Annotated in this window: 22 protein-coding genes; all 22 read left to right on the top strand. The window is 62.5% G+C overall.

From position 1 onward, the window contains the following. The 22 genes from AC1MEM_RS03115 to hisF all read left to right on the top strand — a co-directional run bounded on the left by AC1MEM_RS03115 (position 1) and on the right by hisF (position 23086). On the top strand, positions 1 to 681 hold the full coding sequence (locus AC1MEM_RS03115; protein WP_499475246.1) for a response regulator transcription factor: 681 nt from the start codon (positions 1 to 3) through the stop codon (positions 679 to 681). A 231-nt stretch (positions 682 to 912) separates the two neighbouring features. After that, complete coding sequence (locus AC1MEM_RS03110) at positions 913 to 1614, top strand: transposase (protein ID WP_499475245.1); 702 nt, start codon at positions 913 to 915, stop codon at positions 1612 to 1614. 314 nt (positions 1615 to 1928) lie between these two features. Then, positions 1929 to 6650: a glutamate synthase-related protein gene (locus tag AC1MEM_RS03105; RefSeq protein WP_499475243.1), complete on the top strand. Its 4722-nt coding sequence runs from the start codon at positions 1929 to 1931 to the stop codon at positions 6648 to 6650. Positions 6651 to 6810: 160 nt separating this feature from the next. Further along, positions 6811 to 8274 (top strand): glutamate synthase subunit beta, encoded by a 1464-nt coding sequence (locus AC1MEM_RS03100; protein ID WP_499475242.1) that lies wholly within the window; start codon positions 6811 to 6813, stop codon positions 8272 to 8274. Positions 8275 to 8881: 607 nt separating this feature from the next. Next, on the top strand, positions 8882 to 9685 hold the full coding sequence (locus AC1MEM_RS03095) for an ABC transporter ATP-binding protein (RefSeq protein WP_499475241.1): 804 nt from the start codon (positions 8882 to 8884) through the stop codon (positions 9683 to 9685). Next, complete coding sequence (gene mlaE / locus AC1MEM_RS03090) at positions 9682 to 10464, top strand: lipid asymmetry maintenance ABC transporter permease subunit MlaE (protein ID WP_499475240.1); 783 nt, start codon at positions 9682 to 9684, stop codon at positions 10462 to 10464. The genes AC1MEM_RS03095 and mlaE overlap by 4 nt, the downstream gene beginning before the upstream one ends. A gap of 56 nt (positions 10465 to 10520) precedes the next feature. After that, entirely contained in the window at positions 10521 to 10997 is a 477-nt protein-coding gene (gene mlaD, locus AC1MEM_RS03085) for an outer membrane lipid asymmetry maintenance protein MlaD (protein ID WP_499475239.1), read from the top strand. Next, positions 10994 to 11815 carry an MlaA family lipoprotein gene (locus AC1MEM_RS03080; protein WP_499475237.1) on the top strand — a complete coding sequence of 274 codons (822 nt, stop codon included), beginning with the start codon at positions 10994 to 10996 and terminating at the stop codon, positions 11813 to 11815. Before mlaD ends, AC1MEM_RS03080 begins: the two co-directional genes overlap by 4 nt. A 75-nt stretch (positions 11816 to 11890) precedes the next feature. Next, positions 11891 to 12538, top strand: coding sequence for an MlaC/ttg2D family ABC transporter substrate-binding protein (locus AC1MEM_RS03075; protein WP_499475236.1), 648 nt, complete (start codon positions 11891 to 11893; stop codon positions 12536 to 12538). A 2-nt stretch (positions 12539 to 12540) separates the two neighbouring features. Further along, positions 12541 to 12816, top strand: a complete 276-nt coding sequence (locus tag AC1MEM_RS03070; RefSeq protein ID WP_499475235.1) for an STAS domain-containing protein — start codon at positions 12541 to 12543, stop codon at positions 12814 to 12816. 175 nt (positions 12817 to 12991) lie between these two features. After that, on the top strand, positions 12992 to 13924 hold the full coding sequence (locus tag AC1MEM_RS03065; protein ID WP_499475233.1) for an ABC transporter ATP-binding protein: 933 nt from the start codon (positions 12992 to 12994) through the stop codon (positions 13922 to 13924). Positions 13925 to 13965: 41 nt separating this feature from the next. Further along, a complete protein-coding gene (locus AC1MEM_RS03060; protein WP_499477552.1) occupies positions 13966 to 14688 on the top strand; it encodes an ABC transporter permease in 723 nt (240 codons plus the stop codon). Positions 14689 to 14730: 42 nt separating this feature from the next. Further along, entirely contained in the window at positions 14731 to 14967 is a 237-nt protein-coding gene (locus AC1MEM_RS03055; RefSeq protein WP_499475232.1) for a BolA family protein, read from the top strand. Next, a complete protein-coding gene (gene murA, locus AC1MEM_RS03050; protein ID WP_499475231.1) occupies positions 14968 to 16221 on the top strand; it encodes a UDP-N-acetylglucosamine 1-carboxyvinyltransferase in 1254 nt (417 codons plus the stop codon). Further along, entirely contained in the window at positions 16218 to 16901 is a 684-nt protein-coding gene (gene hisG, locus AC1MEM_RS03045; protein ID WP_499475230.1) for an ATP phosphoribosyltransferase, read from the top strand. The genes murA and hisG overlap by 4 nt, the downstream gene beginning before the upstream one ends. 4 nt (positions 16902 to 16905) lie before the next feature. Beyond that, positions 16906 to 18249, top strand: coding sequence for a histidinol dehydrogenase (gene hisD / locus AC1MEM_RS03040; RefSeq protein ID WP_499475228.1), 1344 nt, complete (start codon positions 16906 to 16908; stop codon positions 18247 to 18249). Next, positions 18246 to 19106: a DNA-methyltransferase gene (locus tag AC1MEM_RS03035; protein WP_499475227.1), complete on the top strand. Its 861-nt coding sequence runs from the start codon at positions 18246 to 18248 to the stop codon at positions 19104 to 19106. The genes hisD and AC1MEM_RS03035 overlap by 4 nt, the downstream gene beginning before the upstream one ends. Beyond that, complete coding sequence (gene hisC, locus AC1MEM_RS03030) at positions 19103 to 20212, top strand: histidinol-phosphate transaminase (protein WP_499475226.1); 1110 nt, start codon at positions 19103 to 19105, stop codon at positions 20210 to 20212. The genes AC1MEM_RS03035 and hisC overlap by 4 nt, the downstream gene beginning before the upstream one ends. Positions 20213 to 20230: 18 nt before the next feature. Further along, the gene (hisB, locus tag AC1MEM_RS03025) at positions 20231 to 20821 is read left to right on the top strand and encodes an imidazoleglycerol-phosphate dehydratase HisB (protein ID WP_193687690.1); all 591 of its coding nucleotides are present in this window, start codon (positions 20231 to 20233) and stop codon (positions 20819 to 20821) included. A 15-nt stretch (positions 20822 to 20836) separates the two neighbouring features. Further along, positions 20837 to 21478, top strand: coding sequence for an imidazole glycerol phosphate synthase subunit HisH (gene hisH / locus AC1MEM_RS03020; protein ID WP_499475225.1), 642 nt, complete (start codon positions 20837 to 20839; stop codon positions 21476 to 21478). A 51-nt stretch (positions 21479 to 21529) separates the two neighbouring features. After that, positions 21530 to 22306, top strand: coding sequence for a 1-(5-phosphoribosyl)-5-[(5-phosphoribosylamino)methylideneamino]imidazole-4-carboxamide isomerase (hisA, locus tag AC1MEM_RS03015; protein ID WP_499475224.1), 777 nt, complete (start codon positions 21530 to 21532; stop codon positions 22304 to 22306). Between the two features lie 18 nt (positions 22307 to 22324). Beyond that, complete coding sequence (gene hisF / locus AC1MEM_RS03010; protein WP_499475223.1) at positions 22325 to 23086, top strand: imidazole glycerol phosphate synthase subunit HisF; 762 nt, start codon at positions 22325 to 22327, stop codon at positions 23084 to 23086. Position 23087 lies beyond the last annotated feature (1 nt).

Raw genomic sequence — 23087 nt, 5'->3', positions numbered from 1 at the left:
ATGACGCAGATACTGATTGTGGAAGACAACGGCGATTACGCCGGGGACATGGCCGATTTCCTGCGCGAACTCGAGCATGACGTCACCATCGCCACCTCGGCCAGCGAGATGTGGGCGGCGCTGACGCGCACGCCTGCCGCGGTGGTCGTGCTCGATCTCGGCTTGCCGGACGAAGACGGTTTTACGGTCATTCCGCGCATGCGCCAGCTGTACCCGGAAATCGGTTTATTGGTGCTGACCGGGCGCGTTGCGTTCGACAACCGCATCCTCGGCCTGCAGCTCGGCGCCGATCATTATCTGACCAAGCCCATCAAATTCCCGGAACTGGCGGCCCACATCGAAGCGCTGGGCCGCCGCGTGCGTCCGGCCGAACCGGCGCCCGCGCCCGTCAAATGGACGCTGCGCGTGAGCGCGCGCCAGCTCGAATTGATGGGCAAGGTGATCGATCTGACCGAGAAGGAATTCAATTTCCTGCACCTGTTGACGATCAACACCCGCCCGGTCCCGCGCGCGACCATCGTGGCCGGCATGGGCGGCGACGATCCCGACGCCAGCCGCCGCGTCGACATGCTGGTGTATCGCCTGCGCAAGAAAACGCGGACCGCACTGGGCCAGGAGCTGCCGCTGCGCAGCGCCTACGGCGAGGGCTACAGCTTATCCGCAGGGTTCACCCTGGCGTAATTTGTTACCCTCGGCTCGGTCGTGTCTGTAGGGTGGACTCCCGAGTCCACGCGGTTCAACGGCTTCGTGTCGAAACGCGTGCTTGATCCGCACACGCTGCACCGCGTGGACTCAGGAGCGGTTCGCCGCCCGGCCCACCCTACGAACCGCTAGATGCATCGTACTCGAGAAAATGGGGACAGAGCGTAGTCGCCGGGCTAAAATATCTGACCTGCCCCAATTTTCGCGACCATGGCCCGCCAACCCCGCCTCATCCTCCCCAAGCAAGCCCACCATATCCTGCAGCGCGGCAACGACCGCCAGCGCATCTTCCGCGAACCCGGGGATTACGAACGTTTCCTCGCCTGGCTGGGCGAAGCCGCCCGCTTCTACAAAGTGGCGATCCACGCCTACGCCCTGCTGCCGACCCAACTGCAGCTGCTGGCCACGCCCGAGACCGAAGAAGGGCTGGCGGCGATGATGCAAAAGCTCGGCCGCTTCTATGTTCCCTGGTACAACACGAAGTACGAACGCGCCGGCGGCCTCTTCGAAGGGCGCTTCCGGACCGCCGTGGTCGAGCCGGACCGCCTCCTCCTGATGTGCAGCCGTTTCATCGAGCTGGCGCCGGTGCGCGAAGGCGAAGCGGTCGAGCCCGCCGCATGGCCGTGGTCGAGTTACCGCCACCACGCCGGCGTGCACGCGGACGCCGTCGTCACCGACCACGCCCTGTTCTGGGGACTGGGCAATACGCCCTTCCAGCGCGAGGCCGCCTATATCGACCTGGTGGAGCAGGGCATCGGCGCGGACGAGCTGGCGCAGGTGGCCGCCGCCGTGCAGAAAGGCCAGCCGCTCGGCTCGCACGCTTTCAAACTCGAACTCGAGCGCCAGACGCAGCGCCGCATCCTTCCGGCGAAACGCGGCCGCCCGTTCAAGACGCCGCCCGCGGCAAGCTGATTCCAGCACTGTTCTGGTCCGGATTTCCCACCGCTCCGCCGTATCGACGCCAACGGCGGCGAGCCCTATCGCGCAATGATTGAACTGCCTTACTTTTAAGCAGAGCAATTTTCTGCTGCTTTAGTGGTCCTCGCTCGAATTTATGTTGATGAGAAAACCCGTTTATCGATCAATTTAGACCTGTCCCTATTTATATAACCCATGGCGAATGGCCGAATTAATTCGACTCCGACCCTCATTATTCTGCTTGCCGTCTTTGTTGCATTGCACTATTCTCGGCCTTCACCCCTGAACATGCTGTGGAGAGTCCTGCAATGATTGCCCAAGGTTTATACGATCCCGCCAATGAACACGATGCCTGCGGCGTCGGATTCATCGCCCATATCAAGGGCAACAAGAGCCATTCCATCATCGATCAGGGGCTGTTAATCCTGAAAAACCTCGATCACCGGGGCGCCGTCGGCGCCGATCCGCTGATGGGCGATGGTGCCGGCATCCTGATCCAGATTCCCGACCAGTATTTCCGCGACGAGATGGCGAAACAAGGCGTCGAGCTGCCGCCGCCTGGCGAATACGGCGTCGGCATGGTCTTCCTGCCGAAGGAACATGCCTCGCGCATCGCCTGCGAACAGGAAATCGAGCGCGCCGTGCGCATCGAAGGGCAAGTGGTCCTCGGCTGGCGCAATGTGCCGGTCGACGAAGCCATGCCGATGTCGCCGCTCGTGAAGGCGAAAGAGCCGGTGATCCGCCAGATTTTCATCGGGCGCGGCCCGGACATCATGGTCACCGACGCGCTGGAACGTAAGCTGTATGTGATCCGTAAATCCTCGGGTCACGCGATCCAGGCTTTGAAGCTCTTGCACGGCAAGGAATTCTTCGTGCCGTCGATGTCGGCCCGCACCATTGTCTATAAAGGCTTGCTGCTGGCCGACCAGGTCGGTGTCTATTACAAGGATTTGCAGGATCCGCGTTGCGTCTCGGCCCTGGCCCTGGTGCACCAGCGTTTCTCGACGAATACCTTCCCGGAATGGCCGCTGGCGCACCCGTACCGCCTGATCGCCCACAACGGCGAGATCAACACGGTCAAGGGCAATTTCAACTGGACCCGCGCCCGCGAAGGCATGATGAAGTCGGCCGTGCTCGGTGACGATCTGAATAAACTGTTCCCGCTGATTTATGAAGGCCAGTCCGACACCGCCTGCTTCGACAATGCGCTCGAACTGCTGGTGATGGCGGGGTATCCGATCGCCCAGGCGATGATGATGATGATTCCCGAAGCATGGGAAAACCACTCGTCGATGGACGACAACCGCCGCGCCTTCTACGAATACCACGCCGCGATGATGGAACCGTGGGACGGCCCCGCCGCCATGGCATTCACCGACGGCCGCCACATCGGCGGCACGCTGGACCGTAACGGCCTGCGTCCGGCACGCTATGTCGTGACCGAAGACGACCTGGTGATCATGGCCTCGGAATCGGGCGTGCTGCCGATCCCGGAATCGCGCATCGTCAAGAAGTGGAGACTGCAGCCGGGCAAGATGTTCCTGATCGACCTCGAAGCGGGCCGCATCATCGACGACAAGGAGCTGAAAGACACCTATTCGAACGCCAAGCCCTATAAAGCCTGGATCAAGTCGGTACGTATCAAGCTCAACGAAATCAAACTGTCGGAATCGCAGCTGGCGCAAAACCGGGTCAAAGATACCCCGGCCCAGGGCGAAAAAGCGGCGATCACGCTGCTCGACCGCCAGCAAGCCTTCGGCTATACCCAGGAAGACCTGAAATTCCTGATGGCGCCGATGGCCGTGTTGGCCGAAGAAGCGACCGGTTCGATGGGCAACGACTCGCCGCTGGCGGTGATGTCGAACAAGCTCAAACCTTTGTACAATTATTTCAAACAATTGTTTGCCCAGGTGACGAACCCGCCGATCGATCCGATCCGCGAAGCGATGGTGATGTCGCTGGTCTCGTTCATCGGTCCGAAGCCGAACCTGCTCGACACGAACAACGTCAATCCACCGATGCGTCTGGAAGTGTCGCAGCCGGTGCTTGGTTTCGACGACATGGCGCGCCTGCGCAACATCAGCATCCACACCGGCGGCAAGTTCAAGTCGTATGAACTGAACATCTGCTATCCGGTCAGCTGGGGCAAAGAAGGCATCGAAGCGTCGCTGGCCTCGCTGTGCGCGGAAGCGGTCGACGCAGTGAAATCCGGCCACAACATCCTGGTCGTGTCGGACCGCGCTGTTTCCGGCGAAACCGTCGCGATTCCTGCGCTGCTGGCAACCTCGACCATTCACCAGCACCTGGTGATGCGCGGCCTGCGCGCTTCGACCGGCCTGGTCGTCGAAACCGGTTCCGCCCGCGAAACCCACCATTTTGCTTTGCTGGCCGGTTACGGCGCCGAAGCCGTGCACCCGTATCTGGCTCTGGAAACCCTGGCCGACCTGGCCCAGCACCTGCCGCACGAGATGGCGCCGGATGTCGCCTGCTATAACTACACCAAGGCAATCGGCAAGGGCCTCATGAAGGTGATGTCGAAGATGGGCATCTCGACCTACATGTCCTACTGCGGCGCCCAGATTTTCGAAGCCGTCGGCCTGAACAAGTCGCTGGTCGATAAATATTTCCGCGGCACTTCGTCGACGGTGGAAGGCATCGGACTCTTTGAAGTGGCCGAAGAAGCGCTGCGCCTGCACAATCTCGCCTTCGGCGCCGACCCGCTGCTGGCAAACGCGCTCGACACCGGCGGCGAATACGCCTTCCGCGTGCGTGGCGAAGACCACATGTGGACGCCGGATGCGATCGCGAAACTGCAGCACTCGACCCGCGCCAACAATTTCAATACCTATAAAGAGTATGCCCAGCTGATCAACGAGCAGGGCCGCCGTCACCTGACGCTGCGTGGCCTGTTCGAGTTCAAGCTCGATCCAAGTAAAGCCATTCCCCTGGGCGAAGTCGAGCCGGCCAAGGAAATCGTCAAGCGTTTCGCCACCGGTGCGATGTCGCTGGGCTCGATCTCCACCGAAGCGCATGCAACCCTGGCGATTGCCATGAACCGCATCGGCGGCAAATCGAACACGGGCGAAGGCGGCGAAGATCCGCGCCGTTACCTGAACGAATTCAAGGGCATCAAGATCAGCAAGGGCGAAACGCTCGCTTCCGTGATCGGTGCCGATCGCGTGGCGGTCGACATTCCGCTGGAAGAGGGCGACTCGCTGCGCTCGAAGATCAAGCAGGTCGCTTCGGGCCGCTTCGGCGTCACCGCCGAGTACCTGAGCTCGGCCGACCAGATCCAGATCAAGATGGCGCAGGGCGCAAAACCGGGAGAGGGTGGTCAGCTGCCGGGCCACAAAGTTTCGGAATACATTGCCAGCCTGCGCTTCTCGGTGCCGGGCGTCGGCCTGATTTCTCCGCCGCCGCACCACGACATCTATTCGATCGAAGACCTGGCCCAGCTGATCCACGACCTGAAAAACGCGAATCCGAACGCCTCGATCTCCGTGAAACTGGTGTCGGAAGTCGGTATCGGTACGGTGGCGGCCGGCGTCTCGAAAGCCAAGGCCGACCACGTGGTCGTCGCCGGCCATGACGGCGGCACCGGTGCTTCGCCACTGTCGTCCGTGAAACACGCCGGCACGCCATGGGAACTCGGCCTGGCTGAAACCCAGCAGACGCTGGTGCTGAACGGCTTGCGTAGCCGCATCCGCGTGCAGGCCGACGGCCAGATGAAGACCGGCCGCGACGTCGTGATCGCCGCCATGCTGGGCGCCGACGAAATCGGTTTCGCGACGGCCCCGCTGGTGGTCGAAGGCTGCATCATGATGCGTAAATGCCACCTGAACACCTGCCCGGTGGGCGTGGCGACGCAAGACCCGGTGCTGCGCGCGAAGTTCCAGGGCAAGCCGGAACACGTCGTCAATTACTTCTTCTTCGTCGCCGAAGAAGCGCGTCAGCTGATGGCCCAGCTCGGCATCCGCACCTATGATGAGCTGATCGGCCGTGCCGACCTGCTGGATAAATCGAAGGCGATTACCCACTGGAAGGCGCAGGGCCTGGACTTCTCGAACATTTTCTACCAGCCGCAGACCGACTCGCCGCGCAACCTGTTCCATACCGGCGAACAGGATCACGGCCTCGACCGCGCGCTGGACCATAAATTGATCGCGCAAGCCAAGGCGGCCCTGGAAAAGGGCGAGCGCGTCTCGTTCATCTCTCCGGTGCGCAACGTGAACCGCACGGTCGGCACCATGCTGTCGGGCGAAGTCGCCAAGCGCTACGGCCACGCTGGCTTGCCGGACGACACGATCCACATCCAGCTGCAGGGGACGGCCGGGCAATCGGCGGCTGCCTTCCTGGCTGCCGGCATCACGATCGACCTGGTGGGTGAAGGCAACGACTACGTCGGTAAAGGATTGTCGGGCGGGCGCGTGATCGTGCGTCCGAACACCGAGTTCCGCGGCTGGGCGGTGGACAACATCATCGTCGGCAATACCGTGCTGTACGGCGCGATTTCGGGCGAGGCCTTCTTCAACGGCGTGGCCGGCGAGCGTTTTGCGGTCCGTAATTCGGGCGCCACCACGGTGGTCGAAGGTTGCGGCGACCACGGCTGCGAATACATGACCGGCGGCACGGTCGTGGTGCTGGGCGAGACCGGACGCAATTTCGCGGCCGGCATGTCGGGCGGCGTGGCCTATGTCTACGATCCGAAAGACGAGTTCGCTTCGCGGTGCAACACGACCATGGTGAACCTGGAGCGTGTAGTGTCGACGAAAGAGCAGGGCGATGTCTCCGGCTGGCACAGCCAGAGCCGCGCGACCGAGCGCGAGTCGGATGAAGTGATTTTGCGCCGCCTGATCGAACGTCATTTCAAGTACACCGGCAGCACCCGTGCCCGCAACCTGTTAGATGACTGGGCCAACAGCCGCGGCAAGTTCGTGAAGGTCTTCCCGACCGAGTACAAGCGCGCACTGGAAGAAATGCACAACAGCAGCATGGAAGAAGCGAACGACAAGATCGAGCTGGCAGCGTAAACGTAACGCGGACGCGTCATTAACTGATGCGTCCGCGCCTACCCGTAGGGTGGGCGGGTCCCCCGCCCACGCGTTCAACCAGCGTCAGCGCAACCGAGCTGCGAAAAGCAACGACAGGTGGCCGCCCACATCGGGCGCACCGCGATTAAAGGATAACAACGTGGGCAAAATCACCGGCTTCATGGAATTTCAACGGCAGGAAGAAGATCACCTGGACCCCGCCGTACGCGTCAAAAATTATAAAGAATTCGTCGTCACCCTGACCGACGGCCAGGCCAAGGTACAGGGTGCGCGCTGCATGGATTGCGGCATCCCGTTCTGCAACACCGGCTGTCCAGTGAACAACCAGATCCCCGACTGGAATGACCTGGTGTATCACAACAATTTCCGGGCGGCGATCGACAACCTGCACTCCACCAATAACTTCCCCGAAGTGACCGGCCGCATCTGCCCGGCGCCCTGCGAAGCGGCGTGCACCCTCGGCATCAACGACGAACCGGTCGGCATCAAGTCGATCGAGCGCAAGATTGCCGACGCCGCCTTCGAGCATGGCTATGTCGTGCCGCAGCCGCCGCGGGTAAAAACCGGCAAGAAGGTCGCGGTCGTCGGTTCCGGCCCCGCAGGCCTGGCCGCTGCCCAGCAACTGGCGCGCGCCGGCCACGATGTCACCGTGTTCGAGAAGAGCGACCGCATCGGCGGCCTGCTGCGCTACGGTATCCCCGACTTCAAAATGGAAAAGGGCCTGATCGACCGCCGCGTCGAGCAGATGCAGGCCGAGGGCGTCACTTTCCGCACCAGCGTACTGATCGGCAAGGATTTCCCGGCCGCGGTCAGCAACATGGCGCGCGACACGATCTTCCCGGAAGATTTGGCGAACCAGTTCGATGCCGTCGTCATGGCCGGCGGCGCCGAGCAGCCGCGCGATTTGCCGGTGCCGGGACGTGAGCTGAAGGGCGTCCATTACGCGATGGATTTCCTGCCGCAGCAGAACCGGGTGAATGCCGGCGACAAGTTGAAAGACCAGATCAAGGCGACCGGCAAGCACGTGGTCGTGATCGGCGGCGGCGATACCGGTTCCGACTGCGTCGGCACCTCGAACCGCCATGGCGCGGCGACGGTGACGCAGTTCGAACTGATGCCGATGCCGCCGGAACACGAAAACAAGCCCCTGGTCTGGCCCTACTGGCCGACCAAGCTGCGCACCTCGTCCTCGCACGAGGAAGGCTGCGAGCGCGATTTTGCGGTTGCTACCAAGCGCTTCGAAGGCAAGAACGGCAAAGTCGAAAAGCTGATCGCCTGCCGCGTCGAGTGGAAAGACGGCAAGATGGTCGAAGTGGCCGGCAGCGAATTCGAAATGAAAGCCGACCTCGTGTTCCTGGCCATGGGTTTTGTGTCGCCGGTGCAGCAGGTGCTCGATGCCTTCGGCGTGCAGAAAGATGCACGCGGCAACGCGCGCGCCACGACCGATGGCGAGGCCTGCTACCAGACCTCGGTGCCGAAAGTCTTTGTCGCGGGCGACATGCGCCGCGGCCAGTCGCTGGTGGTGTGGGCAATCCGCGAAGGGCGCCAGTGCGCACGGTCGGTGGATGAGTTCCTGATGGGCTCGTCGGTCCTGCCGCGCTAAGCGTCGCCGTAAGGCTAATGTCGGTCACTTAAGCCGAACACTAGCCTTCTTACTGTGCGCCACCGCCAATACCTTACCGTCGGCTGTCGCATAACGTAGGTGGGCGTGCCCACCCTACGTTCATGCGGCTGCCAACGAAAAAACGAGCGAAAGTGGCAACGGCTTCGCTTAAGTGACCAGCATTAGCCGCTGGCCTGGCGTTTGTTTTTCGTAGGGTGGGCCGGGCGGCGAACCGCTCTCGCGCCCACGCGGTCCTGGCCTCGCGTCCCAACAACGCTGGCCTAGGTCCGTCCACCAGCTTACCGAGGTCTGTTCGGTCGCAACATTTTCGACTCGCAAGCGCAGGACAGCATGGGCTCAAGAGCCCACCCTACGTATCGCGAAACTTTTGCTGCCGTTGAGAAATGTTAATGCACGTCAATAAATACCAATGTTGACATATATGCATATGTCAACAAAAACAATGACTTGCGGAACGAAATAGCTGACTCCTCGGTTATTAGTGTTGTAGCCACGCGTCGGAACCCGGGGTGAAACGGCCCTGTCCCAAGCAGGGATTGCCGTTTCTGCACTACAATACGGGATTCCCAAATCCGACTATTCCCCTGTGCCTAACCTTGTAGAAATACGTGATCTCGAGTTCGCCTACGGCGATCGCAAGATCCTGTCGAACCTGCGCATGGATTTCCCGCGCGGCAAGCTCATTGCCGTCATGGGTGGTTCCGGCTGCGGCAAGACCACGGTGCTGCGCCTGATCGGCGGACAGATTCGTCCGCAACGCGGCGCCGTGCGGGTCGGCGGCGAGGTCGTGCACGAGCTGCGCACCGAGGGGCTGTATCGCCTGCGCCGCCGGATGGGCATGCTGTTCCAGTTCGGCGCGCTGTTTACCGATTTGACCATTTTCGACAACGTCGCCTTCCCGCTGCGCGAGCATACCAATTTGCCGGAAGAGCTGATTCGCGACCTGGTGCTCATGAAGCTGAACGCGGTCGGCCTGCGCAATGCGTCGAAACTGAAACCGGGCGAGATTTCCGGCGGCATGGCGCGCCGCGTCGCCGTTGCTCGCGCGATTGCGCTCGATCCTGAACTGATCATGTACGACGAGCCGTTTGCCGGCCTCGACCCGATCTCGATGGGCCTGACGGCAAACCTGATCCGCAACCTGAACGACGCGCTCGGTTCAACGTCCATCCTGGTGTCGCACGATGTGAACGAAACCTTCGCCATCGCCGATTACGTCTATTTCATGTCGGCCGGAAAAATCGTCGCCGAAGGCACGCCGGCGGAACTGCGCGTCTCGCAAGACCCGTACGTCAAGCAGTTCGTCAATGCCGAGCCGGACGGTCCAGTACCCTTCCATTATCCCGGTAAATCGCTGGCCGACGACCTCGGCCTGGGAGCGCAGCGATGATCCTGCGACTTCTTGAAGGTGCCGGCGCCACCGTGCGCGAATCGATCGGAAGCCTGGGCTTTGCCACGCGTGCCTTTTTCAATTTGCTGCGCTTTTCGCCCGGCGCCTTCCGCCGCCCGAGCCTCATTTCCGAGCAGATCCATTTTATTGGCAATTACTCGCTGCTGATCACGATCGTTTCCGGCCTGTTCGTCGGCCTGGTGCTGGGCCTGCAGTTCTACGTGAACCTGATCCAGTTCGGCGCCGAGGAAAAGCTGGGTTCGCTCACCGCGCTGTCGCTGATCCGCGAACTCGGTCCGGTCGTCACGGCCCTGCTGTTCGCCGGCCGCGCCGGCACCTCGCTCACCGCCGAGATCGGCCTGATGAAAGCGGGCGAGCAGCTGTCGGCCATGGAAATGATGGCCGTCAATCCGGTGCAGCGTGTGCTGGCGCCGCGTTTCTGGGGCGGCGTGATTGCCATGCCGGTGCTGGCCGCCGTGTTCTCGGCCGTCGGCATCATGGGCAGCTACCTGGTCGCCGTCAAAATGCTGAGCCTGGACGAAGGCGCGTTCTGGTCGCAGATGCAGGCCGGCGTCGATGTCCGGCGCGACGTCGTCAGCAGCGTGATCAAAAGTTTTGTGTTCGGCATCGCCGTGACCTTTACCGCGGTATTCCAGGGTTACCACGTGAAGCCGACCCCGGCCGACGTGGCGCGGGCGACCACCCGCACCGTCGTCATTGCTTCGCTGCTGGTGCTGGGTCTCGACTTCGTCATGACCGCCTTGATGTTTACACAATAAGCCAATAAATTGCTTCGTTTGGCCGCGCACAGACGGCCTGAATACTAGGAAATACTATGCACCGTAAAATCATCGATGTCTGGGTCGGCTTGTTCGTCCTGCTGGGCGCCGCCGCCGTGTTGTTCCTCGCACTGCAGGCAGGAAATATGAGCTCGCTCTCGTTTGCCGAAACCTATGCCGTCGTTGGCAAGTTCGACAACATTGGTGGATTAAAGCCACAGGCGCCAGTCAAGAGCGCCGGTGTCGTGGTCGGCCGGGTGGGCGACATCAGTTTCGACGACAAGACCTACCAGGCCATGGTGCGCCTCGACCTGGATCCGAACTACAAGTTTCCGAAAGATTCGTCGCTCAAGATCCTGACCGCAGGCCTGCTGGGCGAACAATACATTGGCATCGAACCGGGTGGCGACACGAAGAATCTCGTCGACGGCGATCGCATCAACCGTACGCAATCGGCGACCGTGCTGGAAGACCTGATCAATCAGTTCATCTACAGCAAGGCCGCTGAAGGAAAAAAGGAAGGCAGTGAATGAAAAGCAATAACATGACCACCCTGCCGCGCTGGCGTGGCCTGGCACTGGCGGCAGCAAGCTGCGCCGCCCTGGCCGGCTGCGCGACGCCAAGCAATCCGCACGACCCGCTGGAAAAATTCAATCGCGCAACCTTCGCGTTCAACGACACGGTCGACCGCGTCGCCCTGAAACCGGCCGCGACCGCCTACAAGAAAGTGCTGCCGGGCTTCGTGCAAACGGGCGTGAACAATTTCTTCGGTAACTTGTCGGATATCTGGAGCTCGGCGAACAACCTGATGCAAGGCAAGGGTCAGGATGGCATGACCGATTTCATGCGTTTCGCGCTGAACTCGACCTTCGGCCTCGCCGGCGTGCTCGACATCGCGTCGGAAGCCGGGATGCAGAAACACAACGAAGATTTTGGCCAGACGCTGGGCGTCTGGGGCATTCCTTCCGGTCCCTACTTGATGTTGCCATTGTTGGGCCCATCTACGGTCCGTGACACCGCTGCATTGCCTGCCGACATCTGGGCCGACCCATGGTCGTACAAGGATCCGGTGAATGTGCGCAACATCGGCGTCGGCCTGCGTGCGATCGACCAGCGCGCCTCCGTGCTGGATGCATCGAACCTGTTCGAGGAAGCCGCGCTCGACCGTTACGAGTTCATCCGTGACGGCTACCTGCAACGCCGCCAGAGCCGTGTGTTCGACGGCGAATCCGGCCCCGCGAAAGATGCGCCGAAAGGCGAGTCGAAGGACGAGCCGAAGAATGAACCGGCATCGAACACGCAAGTGGTGCCGGAGCCGGCATCCAACGCAACCGAAGCGCAGCGGAAGTAAGTTTGTACGGGCCGGGATACCGCTTGACGCGGCGCGCCGCCCCTGTCTCCCGCAAATGACCAGAAAAGAGAGCTTATGAAACCAATTGCCCAACTCATCGCCACCGCCGCAACCCTCGCCTTTGCCACCAGCGTCATCGCCGCGCCGGCCCCGGCCACGAATGAAGCGCCGGACGTGCTCGTCAAGCGCATCAGCGCCGACGTCGTCGAGACCGTGAAAGCCGACAAGGACATCCAGTCCGGCAACCGCAACAAGATCATGGAACTGGTCAACTCGAAGATCCTGCCTTACGTGGATGCCGAGAAAATGACCGCCCAGGCCGCCGGCCGTTTCTGGCGCCAGGCCACGCCTGAGCAGCAAAAGCGTCTGTCGGAAGAATTCCGCACGCTGCTCGTCTACACCTATTCGGGCGCGCTGTCGCAGATCAAGAACGAAACGATCGAATTCAAGCCGATGCGTTCGGAGCCGGCCGATACCGACGTCGAAGTGCGCTCGCAGGTGAACGTCACCCGCGGCGAGCCGATCACGCTGAACTACCGCCTGGCCAAGGGCGCGCAGGGCTGGAAGATCTACGACATCAACGTGCTGGGTGCGTGGCTGGTCGAGACGTATAAAGGGACGTTTGCTGCCGAGATCAACAAGTCGGGCGTCGATGGCCTGATCACCAAGCTGGCCGACCGCAACCGCCAGCTGGCGAACAAGCCGCTGAAGGCCCCGAAGTAAACATGGCCGAAGCAAATCCGATGCTGTCGCTCGACGCCCTGACCTTCGAGACCGCGGGTGCGGCCCTGGAGCAGGGCTGCGCCGCGATCCGGGCCGGCGAGACCGTGTTCGACCTGGGCGGCGTGCGCGCTGCGGACTCGTCCGGCGTGGCCCTGCTGCTGGCCTGGCAGCGCCGCGCGCGCGCGGCGGGGCAAAAGCTCATCTTCATCAATGTGCCGGGGAATATTGACGCCCTGACGCAGTTGTATGGGCTCGATGGGTTGTTGCCGCGGTCGTAAGTTACGTTGACGGTTGTGTCCACGTAGGGCGGGCATGCCCACCCTACGTTACCGCCGACTTGTTGTCGTACTTCCTCCCAATGCCGCCAGGCTCTTGTATTCCCGATTTCCCCTATAATGGGTCGTTTCCCCGCCCGGCTTGCGTGCGCCCGCACGGTGGCCACTCCAAAGAACAATGACAGCGATCCAGATTAACAGCGTCGAGAAGAGCTACAAGGGCTTCAAAGCCCTGAAGGGCGTTTCCCTGACGATCGAGCAGGGCGAGTTCTTCGGCCTGCTCGGGCCCAACGGCGCCGGCAAGACGACCCTGATTTCCACCATCGCCGGCCTGATCCGGCCCGACGTCGGCAGTGTACAAATCCACGGTCACGATGTCGTCACCGATTTCCGCGAAGCGCGTAAAAAACTCGGCGTGGTGCCGCAGGAACTCGTGTTCGACCCCTTCTTCACGGTGCGCGAAACCCTGCGCCTGCAGTCGGGCTATTTCGGCATCAAGAACAACGACAAGTGGATCGACGAGGTCATGGACAACCTCGATCTCACCAATAAAGCCGACGTCAACATGCGCGCCCTGTCCGGCGGCATGAAGCGGCGCGTGCTGGTGGCACAAGCGCTGGTGCATAAACCGCCCGTCATCGTGCTCGACGAGCCGACCGCCGGCGTCGACGTCGAGCTGCGCCAGACCCTGTGGAAGTTCATCTCTCGCCTGAACCGCGAAGGCGGACACACGGTCGTGCTGACCACCCACTACCTGGAAGAAGCGCAGGCCATGTGCCAGCGCGTGGCGATGCTCAAATCCGGCCAGGTCGTGGCGCTCGACACGATGAGTGCGCTGCTGCGCCGCGTGTCGGGGTCGCAGCTGATCGTGCACCTGAAAAGCGGAGAGCTGCCGCAGGACCTGCGCCACCTGGTCTCGCACGACGAGCACGGCAGCGGCGCCGGCAAGCTCAGTGGCAATAAATACAGCCTGCGCGTCAACGACTACGCCGAAGTCGAACCGATCCTGGCGCGCCTGCGCGAGAGCGGCGCGACCATTGACGAGATGCAGCTGCAACAGGCCGACCTCGAAGATATTTTTATCCAGATCATGGAAAAGGGAGCCCTGTGAGTATCGTTTCCGTGGGTTTCCGCACCCTGTTTTATAAAGAGATGCTGCGTTTCTGGAAGGTCGCGACGCAGACCATCGCCGCGCCCATTCTCACCGCGATGCTCTACCTGCTGATCTTCGGCCACGTGCTCGAAGGCAGAGTGGAAGTCTATCCGGGCGTGAGCTACACCGCCTTCCTGGTGCCGGGCCTGGTGATGATGAGCGTGCTGCAAAATGCATTCGCCAACTCGTCCTCCTCGCTGATCCAGTCCAAAATCACCGGCAACCTGGTCTTCATTTTGCTGCCGCCGCTGTCGCACTGGGAAATCCTGCTCGCTTACGTGTCCGCTTCGGTCGTGCGCGGCCTGGCCGTCGGCGCCGGCGTGTTCGCCATTACCGCCTGGTTTGCCCACCTGAATTTTGCAGCGCCGCTGTGGATCATCGTCTTCGCCGTCATGGGCGCGGCCATTCTCGGCACGCTCGGCGTGATCGCCGGTATCTGGGCCGATAAATTCGACCAGCTCGCCGCGTTCCAGAACTTCCTGATCATGCCGGCCACCTTCCTGGCCGGGGTGTTCTATTCGATTCACTCGCTGCCCCGATTCTGGCAGGCGGTCTCGCATTTCAACCCGTTCTTTTATATGATTGACGGGTTCCGCCACGGCTTCTTCGGCCAGTCCGACATCTCGCCGTGGACCAGCCTTGCCATCGTCTCCGCCTTCTTCGCGGTACTCGCGGCAGTGGCGATCAATTTGCTCCGGGGCGGCTACAAGCTGCGCCACTAAATAAGCGCACTGAGCGCATTACATACCTATCCAGGAATTATCGTGACGACCACTCCAGAACTGATCCACAGCTATATCGAAAACGGCCTGCAATGCACGCATTTGACGGTCGAGGGCGATGGCCGTCACTTCTCGGCCCTGATCGTCTCGCCTGCCTTTGCCGGCAAGCGCCCGATCCAGCGCCACCAGCTGGTGTATGCAGCGCTGGGCGACCGCATGCGCGAAGAGATCCACGCGCTGTCGATGAAAACCCTGACGCCTGAAGAATACGGAGGCTAAATGGACAAGCTTCAAATTGTTGGCGGCAAACGCCTGAACGGCGAAATCGCGGTGTCCGGCGCCAAAAACGCGGCGCTGCCGATCCTGTGCGCCGGCCTGCTGACGAGCGGCGACGTCCAGTTGTCGAACGTACCGCGCCTGCACGACGTCAAAACGATCCTGAAACTGCTCGCGCAGACCGGTTTGAAGGTCACGCAAGACGACGAGAACGTCACCCTGAACGGCGCGAACATCACCAGCCTGGAAGCACCGTACGAGCTGGTGAAAACCATGCGCGCCTCGATCCTGGTGCTGGGCCCGCTGCTGGCGCGCTTCGGCGAAGCCAAGGTGTCCTTGCCGGGCGGCTGCGCGATCGGTTCGCGCCCGGTCGACCAGCACATCAAGGGCCTGCGCGCGATGGGCGCCGAGATCACGATCGAAGGCGGCTACATCTACGCCAAGGCAAAAAAATTAAAAGGTGCACGCATCCTGACCGACATGATCACGGTCACCGGCACCGAGAATTTGCTGATGGCCGCGACCCTGGCCGAAGGCGAGACGGTACTCGAAAACGCCGCGCGCGAGCCGGAAGTCACCGACCTCGCCAACCTGCTGGTGGCGATGGGCGCGAAGATCGAGGGCATCGGCACCGACCGCCTGGTGATCCAGGGCGTGAGCGAGTTGCACGGTGCGCAACACGCCGTCATCTCGGACCGCATCGAAGCGGCGACCTTCCTGTGCGCCGTCGCTGCCACCGGCGGCGACATCGTGCTGACGAATACCCGCACCGACATCTTCGACGTCGCGCTCGATAAACTGCGCGAAGTCGGCCTGCAGATGGAGATCGGGTCCAATACGATCCGTGCGCGCATGGATGCGCGTCCGCAGCCGGTGTCTTTCCGCACCACCGAATACCCGGGCTTCCCGACCGACATGCAGGCCCAGTTCATGGCAGTGAATACCATCGCCGCCGGCCCGAGCCGCGTGACCGAGACGATTTTCGAGAACCGCTTCATGCACGTGCAGGAGATGAACCGCCTCGGCGCCTTCATCTCGACCGAAGGGAATACCGCCTTCATCAAAGGTGTGGAACGCCTGGTCGGCGCCGAAGTGATGGCAACCGACCTGCGCGCTTCGGCTTCGCTCGTCATCGCCGCCATGGCGGCAGAGGGCACGACCCTGATCGACCGCATCTATCACCTCGACCGCGGCTACGACCGCATGGAAGTGAAACTGTCGAAGGTCGGCGCCGACATCATCCGCATCAAGTCATGAGCATCGCAACGCAATCAACCGACTCCGGCCTGATCCTAGCCTTGTCGAAGGGCCGGATTTTCGAAGACACGCTGCCGCTGCTGGAAGCGGCCGGCATCACCGTCACCGAAAATCCGGAGACTTCACGTAAGCTCATCCTGGCGACCAACGACCCCGGCGTGCGCGTGCTGATCGTGCGCGCCTCCGACGTGCCGACCTATGTGCAGTATGGCGCGGCCGACTTCGGCGTGGCCGGCAAGGACGTGCTGCTCGAGCATGGCGGCGAGGGTTTATATCAACCGGTCGACCTGAACATCGCCTGCTGCCGCATGTCGGTGGCGGTGAACGCCGGCTTCGATTACGAAACGGCCGTGCGCCAGGGCGCGCGCCTGCGCGTGGCGACGAAATTCGTCAACACCGCGCGCCAGCACTTCGCCAGCAAGGGCGTGCACGTCGACCTCATCAAACTGTACGGCTCGATGGAACTGGCGCCGCTGGTCGGCCTGTCGGACGCCATCGTCGACGTGGTCTCCACCGGCGGCACGCTGCGCGCGAACAACCTGGTCGAAGTCGAGAAGATCATGGAGATTTCCTCGCGCCTGGTCGTGAACCAGGCCGCGCTGAAATTGAAACGCGAACGCCTGCAACCCATCATCGAAGCCTTTGAACGGGCCTCGAAACTCCAACCGCAACAAGGCTGAACCCATGGCTGTACAGATCCGCACCCTCGACTCCACCCACGACGGTTTTACGCAGCAGCTGCATGCGCTGCTGGCCTTCGAAGCCGCGACCGACGATGCGATCGAAACGGCCGTGGGCCAGATCCTCGCTGACGTCAAAAAGCGCGGCGACGCCGCGGTGCTCGAGTACACCAACCGTTTTGATCGCGTCAACGCCACGAGCATGGCCGCCTTCGACCTGGGCCAAAGCGAACTGCAAGCCGCGCTCGATGCGCTCCCGGCTGCCCAGCGCGAAGCCCTGCAGACGGCGGCCGAGCGCGTGCGCGCCTTCCACGAACGCCAGAAGCAGGAACTGAACGGTTTTACCTATACCGAGCCGGATGGCACGATCCTGGGCCAGCGCGTTACGCCGCTCGACCGCGTCGGCATCTATGTCCCGGGCGGCAAAGCCGCGTATCCATCGTCGGTGCTGATGAACGCGATCCCGGCGCAAGTCGCCGGCGTGCAGGACATCGTGATGGTGGTGCCGACCCCGGACGGCGTCAAAAACCAGATGGTGCTGGCCGCCGCCGCGATTGCCGGTGTCACGCGCGTGATCACCATCGGCGGCGCGCAAGCCGTGGCCGCGCTGGCCTACGGCACCGAGACGATTCCCGCGGTCGATAAAATCGTCGGTCCGGGTAATGCCTATGTCGCCGCCGCCAAGCGCCGCGTGTTCGGCACGGTCGGCATCGACATGATCGCCGGGCCGTCCGAAATCCTGGTGCTGTGCGACGGCACCACCGATCCGGACTGGGTCGCGATGGACCTGTTCTCGCAGGCCGAACACGACGAACTGGCGCAGGCGATCCTGCTCTGCCCCGACGCCGACTACATCGCGCAAGTCGAAGCCAGCATCCACAAGCTGCTGCCGACCATGCCGCGCGCCGAAACGATTACGACCTCGCTCACCGACCGCGGCGCCTTGATCAAGGTGCGCGACATGGAGGAAGCCTGCGCCATCGCCAACGACATCGCCGCCGAGCACCTCGAAATCTCGGCCGAGAACCCGCAGCAGTGGGCCGATAAAATCCGCCACGCCGGCGCCATGTTCCTTGGTCGCTTTTCGTCGGAATCGCTGGGCGACTATTGCTGCGGCCCGAACCACGTGCTGCCGACGTCGCGTACGGCGCGTTTTTCCTCTCCGCTGGGCGTGTATGACTTCCAGAAGCGTTCGTCCGTCCTGTACGTAAGCGAAGCGGGCGCCCAGACGCTGGGCAAGGTAGCGGCCGAGCTGGCCTATGGCGAAGGTTTGCAGGCGCACGCGCGCAGCGCGGAATTAAGGCTGCAACCCGTGCGCCCCAAGCAGACCAAGCAGCAGTCGTCATGACGGACTGGGTCGACCGGGTATTCTGCGAGGATGCGCTGACAGGCCTGGCGCGCATCCCCGATGCTTCCATTGACCTGATCCTGACCGACCCGCCGTACAACCTCGGCAAGGACTACGGCAACGGCTCCGACCAGCAAAGCGTCGAAGCCTATCTTGCCTGGACCGAAGAGTGGATCGATGCGGCGCTGCCCAAGCTCAAACCCAACGGCAGCCTGTACATCTTCCTCACCTGGCGCTTCGCGCCCGAGATCTTCGTGATGCTGAAAAAACGCATGACAATGATGAACGAGATCATCTGGGACCGGCGCGTCCCCTCGATGGGCGGCAGCGTGCGCAGTTTCAGCTCCGTGCACGACACGATCGGCTTTTTCGTGAACCGCAAGGATTACTATTTCGATCTCGATTCCGTGCGCATTCCCTACGACGCGGCGACGAAAAAGGCGCGCTCGCGCTCGATTTTCGTCGGCGCCAAGTGGCTGGAAGTGGGCTACAACCCGAAAGATTTATGGAGCGTGTCGCGCCTGCACCGCGAGCATCCGGAACGCGCCGACCATCCTACCCAAAAACCCCTCGAGATCATCGAGCGCATGATCAAGGCGTCCTGCCCACCAGGCGGCGTCGTCCTCGATCCCTTCATGGGCAGCGGCACCACCGCGATCGCCGCGCGGCGCCTTGGCCGCCAATTCGCCGGGTTCGAACTGAACCCGGAATACTGCGCCATCATCGACGCGCGCCTCGCCGCGCCCGAACCGCAACTGACCATCAAACAACGCAAGAGCATCGCGCGCGCGGCCAAGGCTGGCGCCCGTGCGGGCGCCAGCCTTGGGACTGCCCTTACTATCGAGGAACAAGCATGAGCTCTATCGACAACCTGATCGCCAACGTCATCCGCGCCGATATCCGCGCCAACAGCGCCTATGTCGTGGCCGATGCGGCCGGCTACATCAAGCTCGATGCGATGGAAAACCCGTACGAGCTGCCGATCGCATTACGTACGGAACTCGGCCAGCGCCTGGCCGACGCGGTACTGAACCGCTATCCGGTGGCGTCCTACGCCACCTTGAAGGATAAAGTGAAGGACAAGCTCGGCATCCCGGCCGGCTACGAGGTTTTACTTGGCAACGGTTCCGATGAACTGATCCAGATCGTCGCCACGACGGTGGCCAGCCAGGAGCGGCGCGCTGCGATCCTGGCGCCGGTGCCCGCCTTCGTCATGTATGCGCGCTCGGCCCAGTTCGCGGGAGCGGACTTCGTCGGCGTCAAACTGAATCCCGATTTCACGCTCGACATGGAAGCGATGCTGGCGGCGATCGCCCTGCACAAGCCGGCCGTGGTGTTCCTGGCCTACCCGAACAACCCGACCGGCAACCTGTTCGCGGTCGAGGACATCGAAGCGATCCTGCGCGCGCTCGGTGAAAACGGCATCGCCGTCCTGGACGAGGCGTATCAACCCTTCGCCCGCGAAACCTTCATGGACCGGCTCGGCGAGTTCGAGAACCTGGTCGTGATGCGTACCGTCTCCAAACTCGGCCTGGCCGGCATCCGCCTCGGCTACATGACGGCGGCGCCGCAACTGCTGGCCGAATTCGAGAAGGTGCGCCCGCCGTATAACGTGAATGTACTGACCCAGGTGGCGGCCGAGTTCGTGCTCGAGCATATCGAGGTGCTCGACGACCAGGCCGCCAGCATCAATGCCGAGCGCGAGAAACTGGCCGCCGAACTGGCGGCGCTGCCGGGAGTCGAAGTATTTCCATCGGCCGCGAATTTCATCTCGCTGCGCGTACCCGATGCGGCTGATGTGTGCGCAAAACTCCTGGGCGAAAAGGTGCTGATCAAAAATTTGAGTAAAATGCATGGATCGCTGGCCAATTGCATCCGTGTCACGGTCAGCACCCCGGAAGAAAATTCCGCATTCCTGAATGCCCTCAAGGCCGCCCTGGCATCTGATCCACAAGCCGCCTGACTCGACGAGCACCTTTTCATGACCCGCACCGCAGACATCACCCGTAACACCAACGAGACGCAGATCCGCGTCTCCGTCAATCTCGACGGCACCGGCCGCCAGAAGCTGAACACCGGCGTGCCCTTCCTCGACCACATGCTCGACCAGATCGCGCGCCACGGCATGATCGACCTCGAGGTGGAGGCCGTCGGCGACCTGCACATCGACGCCCACCACACGGTCGAGGACACCGGCATCACGCTCGGCATGGCGATTGCCAAGGCGGTCGGCGACAAGAAGGGCATGACCCGCTACGGCCACTCCTATGTGCCGCTCGATGAGGCGCTGTCGCGCGTGGTCATCGATTTCTCGGGCCGTCCGGGCCTGGAAATGCACATCCCCTGGACGCGCGCCATGATCGGCACTTTCGACGTCGACCTGACGGGCGAATTCTTCCGCGGCTTCGTGAACCACGCCGGCGTCACCCTGCACATCGATAACCTGCGCGGCGTGAACGCGCACCATCAGTGCGAGACCGTTTTTAAAGCGTTTGGACGCGCGCTGCGCATGGCCACCACGCTCGACGAACGCGCGGCCGGCATCATCCCGTCCACCAAAGGCAGCCTGTAACAGGTTGACTGAGCCATGACGAACAAAATCGTAGTGGTCGACGGCCTCGGCAACCTGCGTTCGGTAGCGCAGGCCCTGCGGGCCGCCGCGCCCGAAGCCGACATCCTGGTCTCGAACCGGGCGCAAGACATCGACGCCGCCGACCGCATCGTGCTGCCGGGCCAGGGCGCGATGCGCGACTGCATGAACAGCCTGCGCGCATCCGGCGCCGAAGAAGCGCTGCTGCGCGCAACGAAGACGCGCCCGGTGATGGGCGTGTGCGTCGGCGAGCAGATGCTGTTCGACGAGAGCGAAGAAAACGGCGGCACGCCGGGCCTGGGCCTGTTGCCGGGCAAGGTCGTGCGCTTCCAGTTAGACGGGAAGATGCAGGCCGACGGCTCGCGCTTCAAGGTTCCGCAGATGGGCTGGAACCGCGTCCAGCAGACGAGAAACCACCCGCTGTGGGAAGGCGTCGACGACGGCAGCTATTTCTATTTCGTCCACAGCTATTATGTGGCGCCCGCGTTTGCGAGCGACACCATCGGCGAAACCGATTACGGCGGCGCCTACACCTGCGCCGTCGCGCGCGATAACATCGTCGCCACCCAGTTCCACCCCGAAAAAAGCGCGGCCGCCGGGCTGCGCCTGTACCGCAATTTCATCCACTGGAATCCGTGAACGCGCACGTTCACTCCACCGCCACTGACCGTTAACTTAGCGACTACGACCATGCTGCTGATCCCCGCCATCGACCTGAAAGACGGTCACTGCGTTCGCCTCCAACAGGGCGATATGGACCTCGCCACCGTCTTCTCCGAAGACCCCGCCCAAATGGCCCTGCATTGGCTGCAAAAGGGCGCGCGCCGCCTGCACCTGGTCGACCTGAACGGCGCCTTCGCCGGCAAGCCGAAGAACGAACCGGCCATCAAATCGATCCTGAAAATCGTGCAGGAATTCGCGCAGCAGAACGGCATCGACGAGATTCCGGTCCAGCTGGGCGGCGGCATCCGCGACCTCGACACGATCGAGCGCTACCTCGATGACGGCATCACCTACATCATCGTCGGCACCGCCGCCGTCAAAAACCCGGGCTTCCTGCACGACGCCTGCGGCGCCTTCCCTGGTTCCATCATCGTCGGCCTCGACGCCAAGGACGGTAAAGTGGCCACCGACGGCTGGAGCAAGATGTCGGGCCACGAAGTCATCGACCTGGCGCAGAAGTTCGAGGGCTACGGCGTCGAATCGATCATCTACACCGACATCGGCCGCGACGGCATGATGGGCGGCGTGAACATCGAAGCGACCGTGCGCCTGGCGCAAGCCGTGCGCATCCCCGTCATCGCATCGGGCGGCCTGCACAACCTGGCCGACGTCGAGGCCTTGTGCGCGGTGCAGGACGAAGGCATCGAAGGCGTGATCTGCGGCCGTTCGATCTACGAAGGCACGATCGACCTGGCCTCGGCCCAGGCGCGCGCCGACGAACTGACCGAGGGCGAACAGGCTTAACAAGCCTCACGAACACCTATGCTCGCAAAACGCATCATCCCCTGCCTGGACGTGACCGGCGGGCGCGTCGTCAAGGGCGTCAATTTCACCGAGCTGCGCGACGCCGGCGACCCGGTCGAAATCGCACGCCGCTATGACGGCCAGGGCGCCGACGAAATCACCTTCCTCGACATCACGGCATCCTCCGACGGCCGCGACCTGATCCTGCCGATCATCGAAGCGGTGGCGTCCACCGTCTTCATTCCGCTGACGGTGGGCGGCGGCGTGCGCAAGGTCGAAGACGTGCGCCGTCTATTGAACGCCGGCGCCGACAAGGTCAGCATGAACACCTCGGCCGTGCAAAATCCGCAGCTGGTGTTCGACGCCTCGCAAAAGCACGGCTCCCAATGCATCGTGGTGGCGATCGACGCCAAGCAGGTCGCACCCGGCCGCTGGGAAGTGTTTACGCATGGCGGCCGCAACGCCACTGGCATGGATGCGGTGGAGTGGGCGATCAAACTCGAACAGCTGGGCGCGGGCGAACTTCTGCTCACCAGCATGGACCGCGACGGCACCAAGTCCGGTTTCGACCTGGGCCTGACGCGCGCCGTATCCGACGCGGTCGGCATCCCGGTGATCGCCTCGGGCGGTGTCGGCGGCCTGCAAGACCTGGCCGATGGCGTGTTGAAGGGCCATGCCGATGCGGTGCTGGCCGCGTCGATCTTCCACTACGGGCAGCACACGGTCGGCGAAGCGAAGCGCTTCATGGCCGAGCGCGGCATCCCGATGCGCCTGGAGTAAG

This window comes from Telluria sp. AIW5, assembly GCF_056680575.1.
Note: the sequence above shows the minus strand (reverse complement) of the source record. Positions and strands in the feature narration are given on the sequence as shown.